This window comes from uncultured Pseudoflavonifractor sp. (genome assembly GCF_944387805.1).
Lineage (GTDB): Bacteria > Bacillota > Clostridia > Oscillospirales > Oscillospiraceae > Pseudoflavonifractor.
Genome location: NZ_CALXGI010000049.1, coordinates 1 through 20,053, shown reverse-complemented (window position 1 = coordinate 20,053; position 20,053 = coordinate 1). Strand labels below are relative to the sequence as shown.

27 protein-coding genes are annotated in these 20,053 nt (G+C 62.4%); 5 read left to right on the top strand and 22 right to left on the bottom strand.

Annotation, left to right across the window (positions count from 1 at the left end; translation table 11 throughout):
- Positions 1-204: 204 nt before the first annotated feature.
- From Q0K06_RS10675 to Q0K06_RS10660, 4 genes are read left to right on the top strand one after another with little or no spacing between them, the layout of a single operon-like run.
- On the top strand, positions 205-549 hold the full coding sequence (locus Q0K06_RS10675; RefSeq protein WP_294552159.1) for a PadR family transcriptional regulator: 345 nt from the start codon (positions 205-207) through the stop codon (positions 547-549).
- 30 nt (positions 550-579) lie between these two features.
- Complete coding sequence (locus tag Q0K06_RS10670; RefSeq protein ID WP_294552156.1) at positions 580-1,377, top strand: permease prefix domain 1-containing protein; 798 nt, start codon at positions 580-582, stop codon at positions 1,375-1,377.
- Positions 1,374-2,090, top strand: coding sequence for a hypothetical protein (locus Q0K06_RS10665; protein ID WP_294552153.1), 717 nt, complete (start codon positions 1,374-1,376; stop codon positions 2,088-2,090). The genes Q0K06_RS10670 and Q0K06_RS10665 overlap by 4 nt, the downstream gene beginning before the upstream one ends.
- A 41-nt stretch (positions 2,091-2,131) precedes the next feature.
- On the top strand, positions 2,132-2,629 hold the full coding sequence (locus tag Q0K06_RS10660) for an S-layer homology domain-containing protein (protein WP_294552150.1): 498 nt from the start codon (positions 2,132-2,134) through the stop codon (positions 2,627-2,629).
- 43 nt (positions 2,630-2,672) lie between these two features.
- Here Q0K06_RS10660 and Q0K06_RS10655 read toward each other — a convergent pair whose 3' ends face one another.
- From Q0K06_RS10655 to Q0K06_RS10550, 22 genes are all read right to left on the bottom strand, one after another.
- Entirely contained in the window at positions 2,673-3,104 is a 432-nt protein-coding gene (locus Q0K06_RS10655; RefSeq protein WP_294552147.1) for a phage holin family protein, read from the bottom strand.
- Between the two features lie 11 nt (positions 3,105-3,115).
- Positions 3,116-3,574 carry a carbohydrate-binding protein gene (locus tag Q0K06_RS10650; protein ID WP_294552144.1) on the bottom strand — a complete coding sequence of 153 codons (459 nt, stop codon included), beginning with the start codon at positions 3,572-3,574 and terminating at the stop codon, positions 3,116-3,118.
- A gap of 19 nt (positions 3,575-3,593) precedes the next feature.
- Positions 3,594-4,160, bottom strand: a complete 567-nt coding sequence (locus Q0K06_RS10645) for a DUF2313 domain-containing protein (protein WP_294552141.1) — start codon at positions 4,158-4,160, stop codon at positions 3,594-3,596.
- Positions 4,157-5,215 (bottom strand): baseplate J/gp47 family protein, encoded by a 1,059-nt coding sequence (locus Q0K06_RS10640; protein ID WP_294552138.1) that lies wholly within the window; start codon positions 5,213-5,215, stop codon positions 4,157-4,159. The genes Q0K06_RS10645 and Q0K06_RS10640 overlap by 4 nt, the downstream gene beginning before the upstream one ends.
- Before the next feature lie 7 nt (positions 5,216-5,222).
- Positions 5,223-5,576 carry a hypothetical protein gene (locus tag Q0K06_RS10635; RefSeq protein ID WP_294552136.1) on the bottom strand — a complete coding sequence of 118 codons (354 nt, stop codon included), beginning with the start codon at positions 5,574-5,576 and terminating at the stop codon, positions 5,223-5,225.
- Positions 5,573-5,947, bottom strand: coding sequence for a hypothetical protein (locus tag Q0K06_RS10630; protein ID WP_294552133.1), 375 nt, complete (start codon positions 5,945-5,947; stop codon positions 5,573-5,575). The genes Q0K06_RS10635 and Q0K06_RS10630 overlap by 4 nt, the downstream gene beginning before the upstream one ends.
- Positions 5,948-5,962: 15 nt before the next feature.
- Positions 5,963-6,913 (bottom strand): hypothetical protein, encoded by a 951-nt coding sequence (locus tag Q0K06_RS10625; protein WP_294552130.1) that lies wholly within the window; start codon positions 6,911-6,913, stop codon positions 5,963-5,965.
- Positions 6,910-7,488, bottom strand: coding sequence for a LysM peptidoglycan-binding domain-containing protein (locus Q0K06_RS10620; RefSeq protein ID WP_294552127.1), 579 nt, complete (start codon positions 7,486-7,488; stop codon positions 6,910-6,912). Before Q0K06_RS10620 ends, Q0K06_RS10625 begins: the two co-directional genes overlap by 4 nt.
- 11 nt (positions 7,489-7,499) lie before the next feature.
- Positions 7,500-8,018, bottom strand: coding sequence for a hypothetical protein (locus Q0K06_RS10615; protein ID WP_294552124.1), 519 nt, complete (start codon positions 8,016-8,018; stop codon positions 7,500-7,502).
- Complete coding sequence (locus Q0K06_RS10610; protein WP_294552121.1) at positions 8,015-8,224, bottom strand: molybdopterin oxidoreductase; 210 nt, start codon at positions 8,222-8,224, stop codon at positions 8,015-8,017. Before Q0K06_RS10610 ends, Q0K06_RS10615 begins: the two co-directional genes overlap by 4 nt.
- The gene (locus Q0K06_RS10605) at positions 8,221-8,652 is read right to left on the bottom strand and encodes a hypothetical protein (protein WP_294552119.1); all 432 of its coding nucleotides are present in this window, start codon (positions 8,650-8,652) and stop codon (positions 8,221-8,223) included. The genes Q0K06_RS10610 and Q0K06_RS10605 overlap by 4 nt, the downstream gene beginning before the upstream one ends.
- Positions 8,653-8,655: 3 nt before the next feature.
- Positions 8,656-9,045, bottom strand: coding sequence for a hypothetical protein (locus Q0K06_RS10600; RefSeq protein ID WP_006570853.1), 390 nt, complete (start codon positions 9,043-9,045; stop codon positions 8,656-8,658).
- A gap of 15 nt (positions 9,046-9,060) precedes the next feature.
- Complete coding sequence (locus Q0K06_RS10595) at positions 9,061-10,083, bottom strand: phage tail sheath C-terminal domain-containing protein (protein WP_294552114.1); 1,023 nt, start codon at positions 10,081-10,083, stop codon at positions 9,061-9,063.
- On the bottom strand, positions 10,080-10,580 hold the full coding sequence (locus tag Q0K06_RS10590; RefSeq protein ID WP_294552111.1) for a hypothetical protein: 501 nt from the start codon (positions 10,578-10,580) through the stop codon (positions 10,080-10,082). The genes Q0K06_RS10595 and Q0K06_RS10590 overlap by 4 nt, the downstream gene beginning before the upstream one ends.
- A 13-nt stretch (positions 10,581-10,593) precedes the next feature.
- Positions 10,594-10,923, bottom strand: coding sequence for a hypothetical protein (locus Q0K06_RS10585; RefSeq protein ID WP_294552108.1), 330 nt, complete (start codon positions 10,921-10,923; stop codon positions 10,594-10,596).
- Positions 10,920-11,285 (bottom strand): hypothetical protein, encoded by a 366-nt coding sequence (locus Q0K06_RS10580; RefSeq protein WP_294552105.1) that lies wholly within the window; start codon positions 11,283-11,285, stop codon positions 10,920-10,922. The genes Q0K06_RS10585 and Q0K06_RS10580 overlap by 4 nt, the downstream gene beginning before the upstream one ends.
- 62 nt (positions 11,286-11,347) lie before the next feature.
- On the bottom strand, positions 11,348-12,379 hold the full coding sequence (locus tag Q0K06_RS10575; protein WP_294552103.1) for a phage major capsid protein: 1,032 nt from the start codon (positions 12,377-12,379) through the stop codon (positions 11,348-11,350).
- 61 nt (positions 12,380-12,440) lie between these two features.
- The gene (locus tag Q0K06_RS10570) at positions 12,441-12,779 is read right to left on the bottom strand and encodes a hypothetical protein (RefSeq protein WP_294552101.1); all 339 of its coding nucleotides are present in this window, start codon (positions 12,777-12,779) and stop codon (positions 12,441-12,443) included.
- 29 nt (positions 12,780-12,808) lie between these two features.
- Positions 12,809-13,750 carry a hypothetical protein gene (locus Q0K06_RS10565; RefSeq protein WP_294552099.1) on the bottom strand — a complete coding sequence of 314 codons (942 nt, stop codon included), beginning with the start codon at positions 13,748-13,750 and terminating at the stop codon, positions 12,809-12,811.
- A gap of 25 nt (positions 13,751-13,775) precedes the next feature.
- A complete protein-coding gene (locus Q0K06_RS10560; protein WP_294552097.1) occupies positions 13,776-14,945 on the bottom strand; it encodes a serine/threonine protein phosphatase in 1,170 nt (389 codons plus the stop codon).
- Between the two features lie 17 nt (positions 14,946-14,962).
- Complete coding sequence (locus tag Q0K06_RS10555) at positions 14,963-16,210, bottom strand: PBSX family phage terminase large subunit (protein WP_294552095.1); 1,248 nt, start codon at positions 16,208-16,210, stop codon at positions 14,963-14,965.
- A complete protein-coding gene (locus Q0K06_RS10550) occupies positions 16,211-16,570 on the bottom strand; it encodes an XRE family transcriptional regulator (RefSeq protein WP_294552093.1) in 360 nt (119 codons plus the stop codon).
- A gap of 355 nt (positions 16,571-16,925) precedes the next feature.
- Between Q0K06_RS10550 and Q0K06_RS10545 the strand changes: the two genes are divergently transcribed.
- Complete coding sequence (locus Q0K06_RS10545) at positions 16,926-19,847, top strand: S-layer homology domain-containing protein (protein ID WP_294552091.1); 2,922 nt, start codon at positions 16,926-16,928, stop codon at positions 19,845-19,847.
- The last annotated feature ends 206 nt before the right edge of the window (positions 19,848-20,053 follow it).

The window sequence follows — 20,053 nt, the reverse complement described above, 5'->3', positions numbered from 1 at the left end:
TCGGGGAGTCCTTTTTTTGTCCATAGCTATAAGCTCTTTATCCACTGGCAGACCCAGTGGTTCTTTAAGCAACAGAAGGGCGCCGCAGAATATTCTGCGGCGCCCGTTTTTCCTGCCCTTGACATGCCTCGGTTATCTATGTATAATATACCTAGATAATCGAGGTATAATTCTATTATTAAAATAAGAAAGGAGGCTCCCCCCATGAAGCCTGACAAAAACCTGCTCTCCGGCAGCACCACCCTGCTCATTCTCTCCCTGCTCTCTGGCGGCGATATGTACGGCTATGAGATGATTGCCCAGCTGGAGGCCCGCAGCGACCACACTTTCACCCTCAGGGAGGGCACACTCTACCCCATCCTTCACGGCCTGGAAAACAAGAAGGCGGTCACCTCCTATGAGAAGGAGTCTCCCTCCGGTCGGAAACGGAAGTACTACCACATCACCAGGAAAGGCCTGCGGCTGCTGGATGAGAAAAAGGCGGAGTGGCAGGTCTTTTCCGAGAAGGTCAACGCCATCGTCACCGGCGCCGCCGGGGCCATGGCCTGACTCCGTCCGATTCCGAAGGGAGGTCATTCCATGGCCTGGGACCCTATCCGTCAATACTGCGACCGGGTGTGCCGCCGCATCCGCTTCCGCTCGGCCCGGGAGCAGATCTATGAGGAACTGCTGGGCCATATGGAGGACCACGCCCAGGCCCTCCAGGACAGGGGCATGGACCCCCGGCAGGCCCGTCAGGAGGCAGCCGCCGCCATGGGCGACGCCGACCGGCTGGGCGCCGACCTAGACAGGCTCCACACCCCCTGGTACCCCCGTCTTACCCGGGTGTTCTGCATTCTGGCCCTTCTGATTTTATGCGCCGGATTCTTTGCCGCCCGGAACGAGGTTATGGCGAACGCAACTTGGGCCCCCTTTGCCAATCCCCAGACTCTGGTTTTGGGCGATGAGAGCGGAATTTACCCGCCCCGCACGGTTCTGGCCTCCGGCGCCGCCGTGGGGGGCGGCCAAATCGGCTCCTATTTCTTTTCCGATACCGGCGCCGCCCAGATCTACCGGTATGATACGGATGCCAACGGCATCCCTCTGTCGGAGCCGGAATACCATCTGGATATTGTGGTCTCCGCCCTGTGTCCCGCCTTCTGGCTCTCTCCGCTGGACGCCGAGTATCTCCCTGTCTCTCTCAGCGGAGATGATGGCCCGCTCTCCGGTCGTTCCTATCTCTCTGCCTGCCCGGAGCGAGGGCTGTTCCGCCAATTTTATAGCATCTCCGTGTACTTCTCCCAGCCAGTCTCTCTCCCCCAGACCTTCACCATTGAGTTTGGCAATGACCACCAGCTGGTCTACCAGTTCACCGCCCAGGAGGTGACCGAGCCGTGAAGCTGCCTGTTCCCTCCCGAAAGATCCGTCTGACCCTCAGCATTCTGTTTCTGCTGTTTTCTCTGGTGTTCTACTGGTGGGCGTCCGGTTCTCCTATGCCCACGCCCGGTCTGGCTCACCGGGCTGCCCTGCTGTCCTACGGTCTCACCCCCGGCCCGGTGGAGGCCCAGGGTACCATCCATTTTCAAGAGATTACCTCCTCTCCGGACAGTTCCGGAGAGGGGAGCTGCTGGCTGGTCAGCCGTCAGGAAGACGGCTGGGCGGTGACCGTCCATCCCAGGGCCGGCCTCTTCTGGTCCCAGCCCAATCTTCGTATTCATCTTCTTACGCCTTCTGAGGATTCTCCCCTGGAGGCTGTTCCCCTTCAATATGCCACCGCCTACCTGTGGGAGGAAGGCATTTCCGAAAATCCCTTTGACGACGGTGACTGGTACTGGGAGTGGGTCTCGCTGGCCGTGTGCACGCTGCCTGACGTGGCCCGCATAGAGCTCTATCAAGGCTGGTACAATTCCATCGAATCGAACGGTCTCTCCCCCCGGGACTGGCTGCTGGAGCATGGCAGCGTGGCCGACTGCACCCGTCTCTCGCCAGACAGCCCCTTCTGGACGTGCCAGCAGGTCTGGAATCCTGGCGAAGGCGCCGGCGCCACCCTGGCCCGTGCCTATGACGCCCAGGGCAATCTCCTCTGCGAGTGGTGCTCTTACGACGGATAATTTATCCAGTTTATGGTATCTTCTCCCCAGGAGGTGATACCGTGAAGCATTTCTTTGCCCTTGCGCTCTCCCTCGTCCTGCTCTGTCCCGCCTGCTGGGCTGTTTCCGAGCCTGTGACCCGCGGGGAATTTACTGTTTCCCTTTGGGAGGCCTTCGGCGGCGTGCCTTATGAGGACACCGGCATCTTTTATGATGTCTCTCATACCCGCCCCGATACTGCCGCCATCTGCTGGGCGGCGGACATGGGCTTTTTGCTCGGCACAGGCTGGGGCCGCTTTGACCCCGACCGTCCCATCACCCGGGAGGAGGCAGCCGTGGTGCTCCGCCGTGTGGGTAACTTTCTGGGGTTTGAGACCCGTACCTTCGGTAATTTACCCGGGTGCAACGACTTCGACGGCATCTCCCCCTGGGCAGACGACTCCCTCTACTGGGCCACGGACACCGGTCTCATTCTCTGGGCAGAGGGCGGCCTAATGGCTCCCCAGGGCACTCTGACCGTCGAAGAGGTGTCCGGCATTTTCACTCGATTTTTTCTCTGATACAGTGACGCCCCGGCCGTGGAGATTCACGGCTGAGGCCTTTTTACCGCTCCGATTTCCCCTGGTCGCCCTTTTCCAGCAGTACCTCCAGGGCATTTTTCAGAAAAGCGGGGTAAGGCACCCCCATCAGCCCCAGATTTTCCAGGATGGACAGACCCTCATTGCCAATAAAGAAAATCAGCACCGCCATCCGGACGTACTGGGTTCCGCCGGTGAGCGCGTCCAGGCGGACGGCCAGCAGCACCAGCACCAGCTCCGCGCATTTCTTGCACAGTCCCCGGAACCCGGCACCGCTGTCCAGGCGCCCACCCTTGCTCTTGTCGGAGCGTTTGAACACTGCCGCCACCACCACACCGGACACGCAGTCCACCGCCATGAGCGCCAGCAGGGTCTGGAGGGCAATGTCCCAGCCCCCCAGCCAGCCGGTGAGGATGCTTCCCGCCGCAGCTGCTGCCGCCAGAATTCCAACCTTCATTTCTGCCCAACTCACTCCGTCACCTCAGTCCACCCCCGCACATCCGGGGCCCAGACATTGTCATTCTCAGTACACTCGTAAATTTTCCCCTGATACTTCACCCGGCTGCCAATGTGATAGGCGTCCTCAGCCCCCAGGGGCTGCCGCCATTCCGGTATCTCCTCCGGGTTCTCTGCTGTCACGCCCAGAGGCGTGTACAGGGCCGGCGTCCGGTCCACAGGCCAGTCAGCCTGGGCTGTGTGATCCTGTACCACCCGGTACAGGTTGCCCTCCTCGTCGGAAATCCGCTCCCCTGTCTTGTAGGCTGTCCCCGGTGTCCACTGGGGAAACAGCGCTCCCACCTTGGCGGCCTCATTGTCCTCCAGTACTGCGGCGGCCTGCCGCGCCATGGCGATAACCGCCTCCTGCACCAGGTCATCCCGGTCCTTCTCATAGCGCACCACGCCACGGCCCACTGCAATCCGTCTCATATTTTTGCTCTCCTCCCGCTCAGGTCACCAGTTTCTCTACCTCACCCCAGGTCAGATTCAGCTGCTCCAGCTCTCCCCATGTGGCAAACCGTTCCTCCAGCATCCCCCAGGTCACATACCAGTACACATACTCCACCGCCAGATGACAGGGCAGTATGTCCTCAATGATGGCCCTGAGCTCCTCAAAGCCGTCGGGGATGCCGGGCACGTCAGGGAAGCGCACTTCCACCGTGCCCGGTGTGCCCATCTCGCTGGCCACTGCGTTGATGCCGCACCCGGCCAGGTTGTCATTGATGGCTGCCAGGGTAAAGCTGTCTCCGCCGATGCGGAGAAGGGCGGCCAGAGCAGCCCGCCGTCCTTCCGCCGTCCCGGTCACCGGCCTGCGGCTCAGGAGACTTTCAACGGCCTCCAGCCCTGTGTCCTCCGCCGTGGTAAGCAGCATCTCCCGCTGAATGGTGTCCAGTGTCCCCGCCACGCCGTCCAGCGCCCGGCCCTGAGCCTCCACCTCTCCGCCGTTGATGGTACCCTCCAGCCGGTAGACTCCCAGGGGCCGCAGCAGTTCCTTTAAATACTCCCCACAGCTCATGTACTCATCTCCGTCACGCTCAGGCTGCCCAGTTTGGGCAGCTCATCCTCTTCCACCGCCACATCCTCCGCCGGCGCGGTCAGGTCGTAGTTCTCCACGCCGTCCACGCCGAAGATCACCGCCCCCAGCTTTGCCCGCAGCACATCCTGTCCCAACAGTCCGCCGTTGAACCAGCTCCTCAGGGCCTGCTCTACTGCCGTCCGTACAGCAGCGGCGTCGCTGCCTGCCTTTGCAGCCACTGCCACCGCCACATCCACCGTCCTTTCCCGGGGTGCCAGCACCTGTACATCCACAGCGATCTCCCGCCGCTCCTGGAAGTAGGCAGTCAGTTTCTCCAGCAGCTCCTCATCCGGGCTGCCCGCCGCCGTGGCCACCACCACGTCAACGGTGCCGATGCCCCGGTTTCTGGGCAGCACCGCCGCGGCGGCCACCTCCGGGAAGGACAGGGCCCCCTGCTCATAGAAGGCGGCGTTTGCCCCATTGGGCAGACGCCGGTAGGTCTCCAGCACCCGCTCCCGTAGGGTTTCGTCGCCCTCCCGGTCTGTGCCGCCGGTAAAGCCCTCCGGGTTGGAGCACCGGCTCACCCCCACCGGAGCCACCGCCATGGTCAGGATGGTTCCCGCCGCTGCGTTTCCCGCCGTGCCGGGCTCCACTGCCCTGGCCGGAGCGTCAACATAAAGGCTCCCCGACCGGAGTACCGCCGCCTGAGTGGTCTCAAAACGCACCAGTCCCGCTGTCATACATACTGTTCCTGCCGGTATAGTCAAATCAGTGCTTCCCGCCTGGTCCACATGGAAGCGGATGGCGCCCACCGCCTGAGCCGCCTTCTTCCGCTCCAGGCCCCGCAGGAAGGCGTGCTGGTCCAGGTATTCCCCTGCCGCTGTCTGTGGAAAGCACTGCCGCGCCGTCCAGTCCGCCTGTACATACAGGGCATAGACCTGGGCGGCTACCGCATAGAGCCGTACCGCCATGTCCCCGTCCTGTCCCGCCGTCTGGCCTGTGGCTCCGGCGAAGGCCGCCGCCAGTTCGCCGTATATCTCGTCCACCGTTTTCATTTCGCCGTCACTCCTCCAAGGTCACGCCCGCCGTCATGGTTCTTCCCTCATAGGTCAGCTCCACCTTCAGCAGGCCAATTCCGTTCTCTTCCGTCAGCTCCACGCCGGTGACCTCCAGGCCATCCTCCCCTTCCAGGGCCTCCTGAACGTACTGCTTCGCCATAGCCAGCCGGTTCCCCGGCTTTTCCCGGGTCAGGAGATAAAGCCTGCTGCCCAGGTCGGGCAGGAAGGGGAAGCTGCCCCGCCGCAGGGTGAGCTTCCACAGTACCCGCTGCAAAATGGCGTCATTCCCCTCCGCCCGGACCAAGCCTCCCTTTCCGTCAGGCACATAGTCTCCGTCCCGTATCATCAGTTCCGTCATGCTTCCCCGCCTTTGTTCAGCATATCCTCCAGGGGAACGCCGTTGATGAGTACTTGCCCCATCAGGCTCACCGTGCCGTCGTTCCCCAGCTTTACTGCCGCATCCCCCTGCCCGGCGTGAATGAGTACCTCGCCGGGGGCCAGGCCGCCGCCGCAGCGCACGCCCACCACGCAGGAATTTTCCCCCTCCTGCTTGAGCACTAGCACCTCTTCCCCCACGGCGGGCCGCCACACATACCCCCCGGGGGCAAAAACGGCCAGCGCCCGCCGCTCCGCATCCAGGTAGGCGCCCGCCGGGTCGCCGCCCAGGGTGGTCTGACCCACCATGGCCTCGCCGTACCCTCTGCTTTTTTTCCGCTCAGAAAGCCACACGGGCCTCCCCCTCTCTCAAACCGTAATCTCCCGCTCGCCCAGTTCCAGCACGGTGCGGAGTCCCTGTCCGTCTCCGCTGTGCCCGGCAGACAGCACCCGCCACACGCCGGACAGGCCGTACCGCTCCAGCCTCAGCTCTGCCAAATCCCCGGGCCAGGCCTCCACCCGGCCCGCCAGGGTCAGTTCCAGCCGCAGCCGCTGGGCGGCGGACTGCTCCAGCTGGAACCGCCCGCTGTACCGCATGGCCTGGTAACTGCTCTTGCCCGGCATGGTGAGCACCCGCCGGCACCTACCGCCCCTGTCCAGGACAGACTGGTTGACCACCCGCTGCACGCTCTGGGTGGTCCGGTCCCGTACCAGCACCTCGGAGAGCACACCGTAGCGCTTCTCCCTCCACCGTACTTTCTCCACAGCTGCGCCGTTGTCCAGCACCAGCCGCTTGCTGTCCTCCCATGGGGTAAGATGGAGAATACCCTGCCGGTCGAAGTACGGCTCCACGCCGCCGTAGTAGCGCGCGAAGTTGTAGAGCACCTGCCACTCGCTGCTGCCGCTCTCCACCGAGAAGCCGGGTACCGCCGGCAGGCTGGCTCCCTCCGCCGTCTGAATCCCATAGGGCGTCACATGGTCCCGCAGGATGTCACCCAGCGTGGCGGTCTGGTAGTCGGCGGGCTCGGCCTCATTGTCCAGCAGCCGTCCGGCCATGCCCCGTCCGGAGATAAGCAGCGTGCTTCCGCCGCTGCCGCAGCTCCACTCGTACTCATCCACCACTCCGCGGAACACGGTCTCGCCATTCTCAGCAGCCACAAACTCCACCGCGTCGGACAGAGCCCCGTCCAGCCGGTTTCCCCAGGGACAGCGTACCTCAAAGCTGTCGCAGGGGGTACCAGTGCCGTAGTTCAGCGTCCACTCCAGCAGCACAGGCAGGGCATATTCCTTCCCGTCGTATCCAATCAGCCTTCCCGTCACTTCACCCGCACCTGCTCTCCCGGGTAGATAAGGTTTGGGTTTTTGATCTGGGGATTGAGCTTCACCAGGGTCTCCACTGTGGTGCCGTAGAGCAGGGAAATGCTCCACAGGGTCTCTCCCACAATCACCGTGTGACAGGCCGTTCCGCTCCCCGCGGCGCTGCCGGTACCCACGGTGCCGCCCGTCTCTCCCGCAATCTCCCGCAGGCCCTCCTGATAGCCGTCGTAGCACTCCCAGAACTCAAAGGTATAGCTGACATAGTCAGCTCTGGGCTCCTGTTTCAGGGAGAGTGCGGCAAAGTAGGCTTTGGCCGACTGCCACACCGGGTGGACCAGCAGACCGGGCCCCTCGCCGTAAAAGACGGAGGCCAGCTTTTTAAACTCGTCGTAGGCCCCCTGCCCCACAAACTCCCCCTCGCCCTTCATAATCCGCCGGGTAGGCCCCAGGTCCTGGAGGCAGTACCGGCCGAAGGGCACCTTCCGCGCCGCAACTTCCCGTCTGTATTCAATGGTGTAGGCCCTGGGATTGTGGGGCCATACATAATTTTTATAGCGCATTGCCGCCAGTCTGCCCATGTCCATCCCCCTCAGTAAAATTCAAATCCGCCGTCATACCGGCGGGCGTCCCGCTGGACGGCCCGGTCCAGCTCGGCCAGTCCCTGGATGGCGCCGCTTTGCTCCTCCGCCGGCAGAAGGGCTACGCTTGTCCGGTTGGGCCGGTATTCTGCCGCCGTCTGAGCCTGTCTCAGCCGCTGATAGAGTCCTCCGCCGCCGGAAGCGCTCCCCCGGAGCACAGCAGCCGCCTCTTCCAGCCAGTTTCCAGCTCCCACAGCAGGCACTGCCGTCTCCAGCCATGCCTGTGTCTGGCCGGCCGTCAGCTCCGTCAGTCCGCCGTCCGGCTTCTTCCCGGTCTGTACTCCATCCTCCGCAGTACTGCCGCTCCAGACAGCTCTGCCGCCTTCTGCTCCGGGCGTTTTCAGTCCCTGCTCCCGTGCTTTCCCCCGTCTCCCGCCGGCAGCGCTGCGCTGCTCCAGCAGGTTCTCCGCCGTCCCGTTATTCTCCCGCTCCTCCTGATCCTCCAGCGCCAGGGCAATGTAATCTATCATACCCGCTCCCCCCGTTTCAGCCGTTCATACCGCTCCAGGTCAAAGGCCTGGTTTTCCCCGGCGTTTGCCGGAGCTGCCGGACCTCCGCACACCGGGCAGCGGCCTTCCTGAGCCTCTGTCCGGCAGGAGGGACACAGCGCCGCCAGCTCCTCCTCCTGATCCAGCAGCAGATTGAGGGTGCACCAGAGGTAATCCCGGCCGGTCATCTCTTTTGCCCGCGCCTCAGTGGGGAGGGCCCCGAAAGCTTTGAGCACACGCCAGCGAAGGCGCGCTTCAGGCGTGTGCTCCAGGCTTTTTTTAGGGCTTCCACCCGCTCCTCTCCGTCCTCCGGGCTCGGATTTTCCGCCCGGTTCAGGCCGTTCCACAGCTTGGCCAGAGTTCCGATCTCGCCGGCGGAGAGCCCCTGAAGCACCGCCTCTCCGTCCGGAAACACCGGCTTTCTGTCCCGCTCCAGGGCTCTGGCGAGCAGGCAGGCATTGGCGCACAGGGCCTTCTCCTCCTCCCTGCGCGCCAGCCGCTCAGCCTCACGTCCCGCCTCCAGCAGCTCCAGGGCGGAGAGGAGCCGCAGCTCCGTGCCCTTGTCCACCTTGATGCTCCGCCTGCCGCCCAGCAGCACCGACCAGTTCTCCTCCACAGCTTACACCTTCATCTCAATCCGCTTGGCGGCCACAATGGTAATTTTCTCCACCACCATGGCCCCCAGGGCGCCGGTCTCGCCGATGGAGCTCCACTGGCAGCCGGAGTAGATGATCTTCCGGTCGGGCTTGCAGATGACCAGGTTGAAGTCCTCCAGGTCGTGGAAGTTGATGCCGTCCCGGATGGCCTCGTCGGTGGCGTAGAGCCGTGTCAGCTCCAGCACGTGGGTCCGCTGGCCGGGGATGGTGGCCACCGGCTCGTCCTCGCCGAAGGCCTCCACCGTCTGGCTGGTCTTGCTGGTTTTAGCGGAGTAGCTCTGAACCACTGCCACCTTTTTTCCGTCCACCTCCAGGTAGATATCGCTGCTTGTGGGAAATCCCGACAGATTCATGTGTGTTCCCTCCCTTTACACGGTGATGTGTGCGGTAAGCCAGATCTGGTTCATGCCGTGGACCACGGCGAAGGAGAACTCCACCAAACACACGGTAGGGTCCTCCTCCAGGGCGGACACCGTCACATTCTCATATGCGTCGATGATCTCCCGGCTCACCCGGTTTTCCAGCTCCACCACCACCTGGGCCCGCACAGCGCCCCGGCTCTGCTCGGTGTTTTTGGCCCTGCGGAACTTGGACCGCAGGCTGCTGCGCAGACCGGGGATCACCTCGTCAATAATAAGGATGGTGGACAGCTCCCGCCAGGTGGTGTCGGGGGTCTCGCCGGTCTTGGTTCTGGTGGTAATGCCCCGCACCACGCTCACCACCCCGGCCAGATTCTCCAGTGGGGTGACGCCGCCCCGGACCAGAGTGTCGATCTCGTTGTCATCGTACCGGGCGCTCAGGTCGGTCAGCCCCTTCAGCTCCGCGCCGCCCAGGGGGACGGCGGGGTCGCTCTCCCCGGCGATGGCTCCCGCCACAGCGGCGGCCGCCTTGGCCCCGCCGGGGGCGGTGAGCACCACCCGCTCGCAGTTAAGGTTGCCCGCCCGCTCGGCCAGCTGGCTGGGTTTCTCTCCTGTGCCTCCGGGCACCACTGCGATGCGCTCCCGCCGCGCTGCGGATGCGGCCTTCACGCTGTCCCGCAGGGCCTGCTGTACTGTCAGAGTCTCGCTGTCGCAGACCGTGATGGCCACGTTCTCTTCCCCAGAGAGCAGGGCGAAGGCTTCCTCGTAGTCCTCCTCTTCCTCCACGGGTACAGCGTACACCGCACCTGCGCCGTTGAGGAAGAGGAGCTTTACCAGCTCGGTCATGGTGTCGCCGGCGCCAAAGGCGGTCTCAGCCTCCTCCAGTCTGGTCAGTTTGTAAAGGGTTCCAGCCATGCCGCCTTCGCTTACCGCCGCGATGCCCACCGTCTTGCTTCCGCCGGCGGCAGCCACCACCGCAGAGGCGTCATAGCTGGAGTAGACCCCCGGCCGTTCATGTGTCGTCACGCTCATAATCTCTCCCCTCTGATTTCAAAGTCCAGGAAGGCGCCGCCCTCGTCGGCCACGGCGTATAGCCGCGCCTGGCATACCGCCTCCACCGGACAGTGGTAAAGCTCGCTGTCCTCCTGGAATTCCGTCTCTCCCGCGGAGAACTCCAGAATGTGCAGGCCGTCGGGCCCCGGGCCGTTGAGGGCGGCGGACAGGGTGTCCAAGGCCCTGTCGATGGCTGCCGCGCCGCCGCTGCGCTGGGCGGCGTAGAGGTCCAGTCCAAAGGTGAGTTTCACCCGCCTGCCGTAGAGCTCCTCCCACCGTCCGGTGTCCTGGTTGTACCGCTCGCCCAGATAGTCCTGAAAGCCCGCCGGGCCGCCCTCGCAGCTCCGGAGGGAGACGGCAATGGCCGCTCCATTTCTCCGTGACCGTCTTACCTCCGGCCAGGCGGTCACAGCCTCCAGGCCCTGTTCTGCCAGAAACGCGGCCATGCGCGAGCGAATCTCATCCAAGCCCGCCATATTCTCCCCCCTCTCACACATCCTCCACTGTCAGGATGGCCCACCAGTGGCTGACCGTGTGGCCAATATAGACGGGCTGTGCTGCGGACACCCTGAGCCGCAGGTCCCGCCACTCCAGGTACCCGTCCTCCAGATTCTCCAGCGGCGTGTCTGTTCCGGTCAGGCAGAGGAAGCGGTCCTTCCGTACCGTCCCCATGGGGGAGGGTTCTGTCTGCCGCCAGGTCTCGCGCCGCTCAGTAACGGGCTGGAGGAATGCCCGAATGGTCTCCTTCTCTCCCTCACGCCTGCACAGCGTCACGCTCTGTCCGTATTTGGCCAGCAGCGTCTCAAAGGTCCCGCTCATCCCTGCACCCCCAGGAAGCAGAAGCCCTCATCTCTCAGGTAGGGCCGCATCACCTGTTCCGCCTGCCGCCGCAGGCTCAGGCTCCTGCCCTCGGCGGCGCCGCCGTCCCGGTGGTGAATGGTCAGGCTGCCTGCGGTAAAGGACTCCACCTCATCGGCGGCCCCTGCGGCGCACAGTCCGGCCAATCCCAGCCAGGCGGCCCCCAGGGTGAAGGCCGCGCCGCAGTCGGCCTTGGCAATACCGTCCTTCAGCCTACCCTCCAGCTCCTGCTCGGCCAGGTCGCACAGGGCCTGCAATTCCTCCATTCGCTCCTCGGGCACCTGACCCAGCTGCCGGGCCAGTTCCGCTGTCTCTTCCGCCATACTGTTCCCTCCCGTCTCTTAGATGGGGACGGACTGTAATCGCAGCCCGTCCCTGTGCCGTCTCACACCTTCAGCACCCGGCTGGCATCCTGATAGAGCTTGGCGAAGCCGCAGGTGCTGGTAATGGCGGCCCGCTCCAGCTGCCGGTCGATGAGCTTGTCGTACTCCACGGTCACATCGCCGGCCTGCACCATCTCCAGGGCGTAGTTCTTGTCCAGGCCAATCATGGTCTTCTCGCTCATGGCGGAGGTGCGCAGCAGGTTGGCGCCCAGGGGGGTGGTCATCTTGCCGGTGCCCTGGAAGTTGAGGCCGGTGAGGGGGTTCTGGAACTCGCTCATTTTGAGCATCTTGAGCATTACATCCCCGGACACCAGCATGGTGTTCATCTCGTAGGGGTCGAACTGGGCCCAGAAGTCCACCAGGTCGTCATAGGTGAGGGTGCCGGACGCTCCGCCGATGGGGGAGGTGCCCACCTTGTACTCTTTGGCGGCGTTGTCGTTGCCGTCGCCGTTGATGAGCACGTCGATGGCATCCTCCAGCAGCATCCGGTTGATGTGCGCGCCGATCTGGCGCAGGGTAACGGAGAAGAGGTCCAGCTTCTGCCACCGGATGGCCTCGTAGCTGGCCACCAGCATACGGCCCCGCTTGTGGAGCTTCACCAGATTCTCCTGGGTCTTGACCTCTGTCTGGGGGATGGCGGCGCCCTCCTCCACATTGCGCAGCTCCTTCTCCTCCTTGCCGGGCACGGAGGCCACGGATCGGTAATCCATGCCCTCAATGCGGGTGGTGGTGGCCACGATGGAGGGCAGCAGGTTGGCCTCCTCCATGCCCTGGCGTACGGCCCGGGCGATGTACTCGGGGAAGAGGACGGCGGAATCGGAGGTGCGGAAGAACTTCTCCACCACATCGCTGCCCGCGCCCTTCACCTTGATGTCAAAGCGCTTGAGCTGCCGCTGGTAGGCATCCAGGCCCTCCAGGGGCGTGCCCTTATAGCGCTCAGAGGGGTCCTCCTGCTCCAGAACCTGGGTAAAAGACTGACCCGCCTGCCGGTACATGCCCTTTTCCAGTCTCACATTGTCATAAGCGTATCCCATTTTTCAGCTCTCCTTCCTCCGGCGCAGCGCGCCGGCACTCCGTTTTCTCTCCACCCCGCGATTACAGCAGGATGGTGGTCTGCTTCTCCGTGCTGCCGGCCTCCACCACCAGGTAGGCGGTGCCCGACGCGTTGGTTTTGACACCGCCGCCGGCGTTGGCAGACAGCTTGGTGTAGCCCACGGCTACGGCGTCGCCGCAGCTGACCCTGACAAAGCCTTTAAGCTGTACCAGGGCCAGCCCGTCATTCACCTCCAGGGCCACGCCGCAGAAGGCGTCCCCGTCTCCGCAGGGACCCACCTTGCCGTCGCCGGTCATCTTGACGGGGCCGCTGGTGAGGCCCTCTTCCGCCAGGAAGGTGACCATCATCTCGCCGATGCCTTCAAACGAAACCTTTGCCATACTCCGTTCTCCTTTCTTTTATCTGCGCCTCAGATGAGGAAAGCGCCGTCTCTCTGGTCCATCTCGGAGCGTTCATTGTGCCGGGGCAGCTGTACGGCGAGGGGGAACCGGTCCTCCAGCCGTTTCTGGTAGCTGTCCCGCAGGGCCTCCAGCTCTTCGCCGCTGAGTTTCTCCGCAATGCTTCTACGGATATGCTCCTCCACGCCCTTTTCGCAGATGCCGCCCAGCCGCAGCACTTCTCCCCGCAGTTTCTCCAGGTACTTTCTCCCCAGGGCGGCCTCCTTTTCCAGCTGCTTCACTCTGCTCAGCAGCACAGGCTGTCCCTTCAGGTACTCCGTCAGGTCGTCCTCCTGGCCGCCGCCCATTCGCTTGATGACTCCGGCCCTGGGCTGGGCGGGCACTGCCACAAAGGACCACTCATAGGCGTCGGTGGCGCCGGACAGGTCTGCCCAGCACAGCTTTCCGCCGTATTCTCTGCCCTTGACGTGGGCGCAGTTTGTTCTGTCCCGGATGTCCCCGCCGCAGATGGAACACACAGCCCGCTCCACGGCGCACCCCACGGACACCTCCCGCTTGATGCCGCCCTCAATTTCAGCGATGAGGCCCTTGTTCTCCTCGGTGCGCACCATATAGGCGTAGCCCTTCAGGTAGCAATACCGGTCCCCGGCCCTGGTGAGGATATTCTCCTCCCGTACCACCTCGGTGCGGTAAATCCGGGCCGCCTGACCCTTGGCGCTCCACTGGTGGTCAAAGATGCCGCTCTTTCCCTCAAAGAGCTTTGCCAGCTCCTCCAGGGTCTCCTCGGTAAAACGCTCCCCATCCCGGTCAATCTCGTTGTCGCACAGCCGCACGGCGAAAGCGTATACCTCCTCGGCTGTCAGAACTTTCCGGCTCCAGCGGTTGATGAGGGCCAGATCCCGTTCCTCCACGATGAGGGTCTGCCCCATGTCCGCCTGCTTTATAATGTCCATTTCCTACCCCCTGTTCTCTGTCGGATCACTGCTTCTGCTCCACGCCATCCAGCTCCAGCCGGATTTTCCTGGCCTGCTCCCGGTAGAGCTCGGCCCTGGCCTCCTCCACCAGGTCCTGGAGGTTGATGTCCTCCCAGTCCACAGTCACTCCGCCTCCATAGCCCTTCAGCTCCAGCCAAAGCTCACAGATTCGCTCCACCACCGGCTCCAGCCCCCGGCGGATGGCAGTGAGCTCGCTGGTCATCATATCTGCCTGCTGGGCGCTCATCCGCTCGGTGGAGGACCAGGACAGCCCCAGCATAAAGGGCGGGATGCCGGTTCTGGCGATGAGCTGCTCCAGAATCTGCCGGACAGGCACCTGGCTGTCCAGAATCTGGTTGTCCGCGCCGATGACCTTGATGTCCACGTCTCCCACAGCCACAAAGTCCCGCACGCTGCCGTTTTTGCCTGCCTGCATAGCGGCGGACCATTCCCGTGCAATCTGCTGGCTGCGCTCGGCGGCGTAAGCCCGGTCCATGGCGTCCTCACCGGGCTTGTAGACCACGGCGAAGCGGACGTTGCCCATCCGCTCCCAGTTCATGCCCTCGGCCTGATAGATTTTCAGCAGAATCTCGGTGAGGAAGGGCATGGACCGCAGCAGGGATACGCCGTAGGGGCTGTCGGTCTCGGGCTGGAAGGGGGTGAAGAGGAGCAGCTCCTGGCAGGGCAGGTCCTCCAGTGTACCGTCTCTTCCCCTGGCGCACAGAGTGATATCCAGGGGTGTCTCCCCCTCTTTGATTTCCACGTCGGCCACGTTGCCGCAGAGCACTGCGGCGATGCTGTCCCGCCTGCCGTTGAGCACAATCTCTCCCACCGCTCTCCCACAGGTGAGCATGGAGTCCAGATAGCAGTCCAGGAAGGACTGAATGCCCCGCTGCCCCCGTCCGGTGCTCACTGTTCTCAGAAAGTGCTCCATCTCCCCCTGAGCACTCTGATTGCCGCACTGCACCACCGGTCCTCCCGCCAGGCGAATCAGCTTCAGGATGGCTGCGTCCACAATGGGCACTGCCTCCCGGATGCTGCGGTACAGGGCGATCTCCCCATTTCTCAGGGGCACATACCCGTCCAGCACGCCGAAGGGGTGTCGTCCGCCGTCCCGCAGCTGGACGGCCACCCCTGCGGGTGCCTCACACTTTTTCTTCTCCCAGAATCCCATCCGAGCCCTCCCGTCTCCTAAAATCTTGTCCGCTCCACATAGGCCGCGCCCAGGTAGGGCGGCTCTCTGCCCGTGACAACCGTAGCCGCGAAATAGCGGATCTCGTCCATAGCGTGGTCGTGCTCCTTGCGCACCCGGTCCTGTCCACCCCCATCCGCCCAGCAGTAGAGCTGAAATTCCCGAAGGGCGTCGTCGCATCCCCGGCAGATCACCAGCTTTTTCTCCCGCAGCAGTCTGGCAGTGGTGCGAATTCCGGAGAGCACGTCGTTCTCCGCCTTCACCACCCGCCAGCCCTCCCGCCTCAAAACCTCGATGAAGCTGGCCGCCGACGGGTCCACCACCACCAGCCGGATGTCCCGTCCCCCAGCCAGCTTTCGCAAATCTTCCGCGTATTCCCCGTCGGTTTTCTGCCGTTTTGTCTCCCTGGAGTTGTAGTAGAATTCCTTCACCCGGTACCACACTCCATCCTTCCATCCCCACAGTCCGAAAGAGGCGGGGTTGACGGTACCGTAGTCGCAGGAGATGCACCACCTGCTCAGGCCGTCGGGCGGGTCCTCCAGGCAGCTCTCGTCGAAGAAGTCGTAAACCCGCCCTTCAGCAGCCACCCATTCTCCCAGCACGAACCTTCGATAGAAGGCGCCGCTGAACATACGTCCGTACCGCGCCTTCACCTCCTGTCTGAGCCCTGGGTTGTCCTCCATCGTGAAGTGGAGGTAGAGAGCCCTGCGCTCCTCCGTCTTTTGAATCCACTCCTTGTAGAACCAGTGCTCCGGCCCTTCCGGGTTGCAGTTGAACCACAGCCTGCTTCCCGCCACAGAGCACCGGGCACAGGCCTGCTCCACAAAGGACCGCGGCATCAGGGCCACCTCGTCCATCAACACCCCCGCCAGGGTCACGCCCTGGATGAGAGCGGCGCTGCCCTCATCCTTTCCGCCGAAGAGGTAGAAGATATTCTCCCGCCCGCCCCGCCGGACGGTAAGGAGGTTGCGGGACACTTTCTCCTCGAACCGGAACCCCAGCTCCTCCAGTACAGGAATCAAACCTCTCACCAGGTTGCGCCGGAGGGACACGGTGGTCTTGCCGCATAGCCCGAAGGCGGTGTTTTGGAACCTGGCCATGGCCCAGCATACAAAGGACAGTCCCATGCAGAAGGTTTTTCCGCTGCGGACGGCGCCGTCGCAGATGATGGCCTCATACTGCCGTTCCGGTGTACACCACCACCGCAGCACAGTTTTCTGTTTTTCGGAAAACTGCCATTTCCGCACTCATTCGCCCCTCCTGGGTATTGATTCTCCGCTGTTTTCTGTTCCGGCGTGCTGGTCCCCAGATTGCTCCAGCGCCTGGAGAAATGCGTCGGCCTCGTCCTCCTCTCCCCGTTCCAGCATGGCGGCGATTTTTTCCAGCACCGCCACCCGGTCCATGAGCTTGATCTCCACAGTTCCGTTCCCGCTGCGCTTAAATTCTGTGAGGGTGGAGAGGTCCAGGCTGTCGATCTCCTCCACCCGCTCCTCATTCAGGAAGGCCAGTTTGACCGCGTCGTTGACTCTTCCGGCAGCCAACTGATCCATACGCCGCATCAGCGCATTCAGGCGGCGCTCCCGTTTTTTCCCGGATTGCGTTCTCATTTGCTTCACCTCTCACCCCATTCCGTTCCACCCGAAAATATTGCTGCTTTCCATACATCGAATGGAAAATTTCTTTTTCTTTTTTCGCGACACTTCTGCTCATGTCTACCAAAAGTCTACCAGTTTGAAAGCCGGAATCCTTTGCGCTCCAAGGGATTCCGGCTTTTTCTTTTTCCCCTTTTCCGGGCTGTGTCTACCAAATGTCTACCAAGCCGACTTTTTCCCCTGAAACAAGCCCTTTTCTCCTGAAAACAGATATATTTCCTTCTCTTCATTCGACTGAAAGGGGCGTTATACGACCCTGAGCGGCCGTTTTCGTCCCCTAAACTCAAATTTTAGAAGGAGGAATTTCCAAATGAGAAACCTCAAGCGGGTCCTCAGCCTGGCTCTGGCCTCCGTCATGCTCCTGGGCATGATGGTCATCGGCGCCGGCGCTGCGGACAAGACTGCGGCTGATCTGACCGATATGGATCAGGTCACCAACATTGAGGCTGTGTCCCTGATGGTCGACCTGGGCGTCATCGAGGGCAAGCCCGACGGCTCCTTCGCCCCTGCTGAGGGCGTGGACCGCGCCACCATGGCCAAGCTCATCACCTACATCCTGATGGGCGATGTGGACGCTACTCTCTTTGAGGGTACTGCCACCGACCTGACCGACATCGACACCAACTGGGCCGAGGGGTACATCAAGTACTGCTACTCCAACGGCATCATCACCGGCGACGGTCTGGGCCACTTCTTCCCCACCCAGGGCGTGACCGTTGTTCAGGCCGCCAAGATGCTGCTGGTGGCTCTGGGCTATGACGCCGACGCTCAGGGATATCAGGGCAACCCCAACTGGTCCACCAACATCATGAAGGACGCCCAGAAGGCCGGCCTGACCAACGACCTGCGCCTGACCGCCACCGACACCCTGACCCGCGACAACGCTGCTCAGATGATCTTCAACGCTCTGTTTGCCAACACCGTGACCAACACTTACGGCTTTGATCTGAACGGCAACCGCTATGTCACTGGCTCCACTGCCAACCAGACCACTCTGGGCGAGGAGACCTACAACCTGCAGAAGGTTACCGGCATTGTCACCGGCATTTCCGCCAATGGCGACGCCATTGTCAACAACCAGCTGACTTCCTTCAAGGCTGCCCCTGAGCAGGTTGGCGTTCAGGTTGTCTATTACAAGAACAGCCGCACCAACGCCATGATCTCCACCTCCCTGTCCCTGGGCAACAGCGTGGTCCTGGGCACCAGTACCAACGGCACTTCTCTGGAGAACCTCAGCTCTGTCAGCAACGCCGCCTATCTGGCCACTGCTGATACTCAGGTTTCCTACTACCTGAACGGCGCTTCCAGCAACGCTGCTGGCGTTGCTACTGCTGTGGCTAAGGCCGGCGTTGTGGTTGAGCTGATCGACAATAACAATAACGGCAGATACGACGTGGTCCGCGTGACCGAGAAGACCGTGGGCACTGTGGGCGAGAAGGGCGTGACCATCTCCAAGGCCACCTCCGCCGACAGAGTTGACGCTGTCAGCATTGACGGTATCTCCGCCATCAGCAACGTGGCCGTCAACAAGGTTGTCGGCTATGAGAACCTGGCTGCCGGCGATGTGGTGCTCTATGTCACCATCGGCGGCGTGATCTACATTGAGAAGGCTGCCACCGTGACCGGCACTGTGACCGGCATGCAGGGCGCTGGCAAGTACGTTGTGGGTGGCACCGCCTACTCCGCCAGCGGCCTGACCAACACCACCGCTATCAGCGGCCTGAGCAGCTACTGGAACAAGGAAGTCAAGCTGTTCCTGGACAACAACGGCACTGTGGTTTCCTTCGCCTCCACTGAGGCTCCCGCTGTTGCCAACTACGCCGTTGTGGTTGACACTGCCTGGGTCACCCCCTTCACTGACGGCAGCATCGGCTCCACCTCTAAGGCGTATGCCGAGGCCATGCTCCTCTACACCGACGGCACCACCGAGATCGTGACCGTCAAGACCGTGGACGGCAAGACCGTTGTGGCTCCCACTACTAGCAACACTGCCAGCGCTGCGGACAAGATCGAGTATTCCTGGGATACCAACGGTGCTACTGAAGGCGGCGTGGAATACGCTATGACGAAGGGTTCCTTCTACACCTACACCGTGAACAGCGACAAGACCGTGGCCCTGACCTCTGTCACCAACAGCACTGTCGACAAGGGTACCGCCTATGTCACTGGCTCCACTACCATCGGCAACGGCAGCAACAAGGTCTCTGTCAACAGCAACACCGTGTTCCTGATTGCCACCACCAAGGGCAGCAACACCGTGTACACCGCCTACACCGGTATCGGCAACGTGCCCAACCTGCAGAGCAGCCTCTCCGGTAAAGCCGTTGTGAAGAGCGGCGACACCTTCGCCTCCTTCGTCTATGTCACCGGCGCTCTGAATGCCGCTACCGCTCAGGATCTGGCCTATGTGGTCAGCGAGTCCTTCGTCGGCTATGTGCCCGCTACCTCCAACACCGCTGAGTACTGGATCTACTCTGTCATCCTGAACGGCGAGATCACCACCGTGAAGGCCAACTCCGCTACCTTCTTCTCCGGTACTGCTAACACCTTCCAGTCCCTGACCTTCACCGACGGCATTGCTACCTCTAAGACCGCTGCCAACACCAACAGCGATAATATTCTGACCGAGGTTACCGGTACTAAGAAGGCCGACGGCGGCGTTATTGGTCTGGGTTCCACCGGCACTACCTTCTACACCTACACCGACGACGCTGTTGTGTACTACATCAACACCGACGGCAGCGTGACCACCGGCTCCATCTCCGGCGTTGTCACTGACACTGATGACAAGGTCATCGCCATGGTGAAGGACGAGGACGGCACCGCCCCCGCTAACACCACCATCACCGCCCTGTACATCAAGGTTGTCGGCACCAATGCCTCCGGCGGCGTCAGCACCGGCGAGACCGCTGGCTACACTGTCTCCGACTTTACCGTGACTGGCGGTTCCGGCAAGGCTACCCTGGCCTTCAACCTCACCGGCAAGACCGCTGGCGACACCGGCGATGTCACCATCAAGTACACTCCCTCCCGTATGCTGGACAACGGCAACTGGGTTGAGCTGGCTTCCGTGACCGACGCTACCACTTACGATATGAACGGCACCACCGCTGTGCCTGTCAGCATCGATTACACCGGCACTCCCGGCTACCTGTACCGTTTCACTGTTGAGATCACCTTCAACAATGAGACCGTTACTCTGAGCACCAACCCTGTGGAGATCACCAACTAATTAAAGGCTGGTATTCTTCCAAAACAGCCCAAAACCCCCGGGCCAACTGGCCCGGGGGTTTTCCCTTTGTCTGTTTCTTTCCGGCTTTACTGGAACACGATTCCGTAGTCATATACCGAGCCGATTCCGTCCTGCGTCATATCCAGCTCCACCACCGCCGTGCTGTTGGGGGCAGCGGGCGGCGCCGTCATTTCATATTCCGCCTC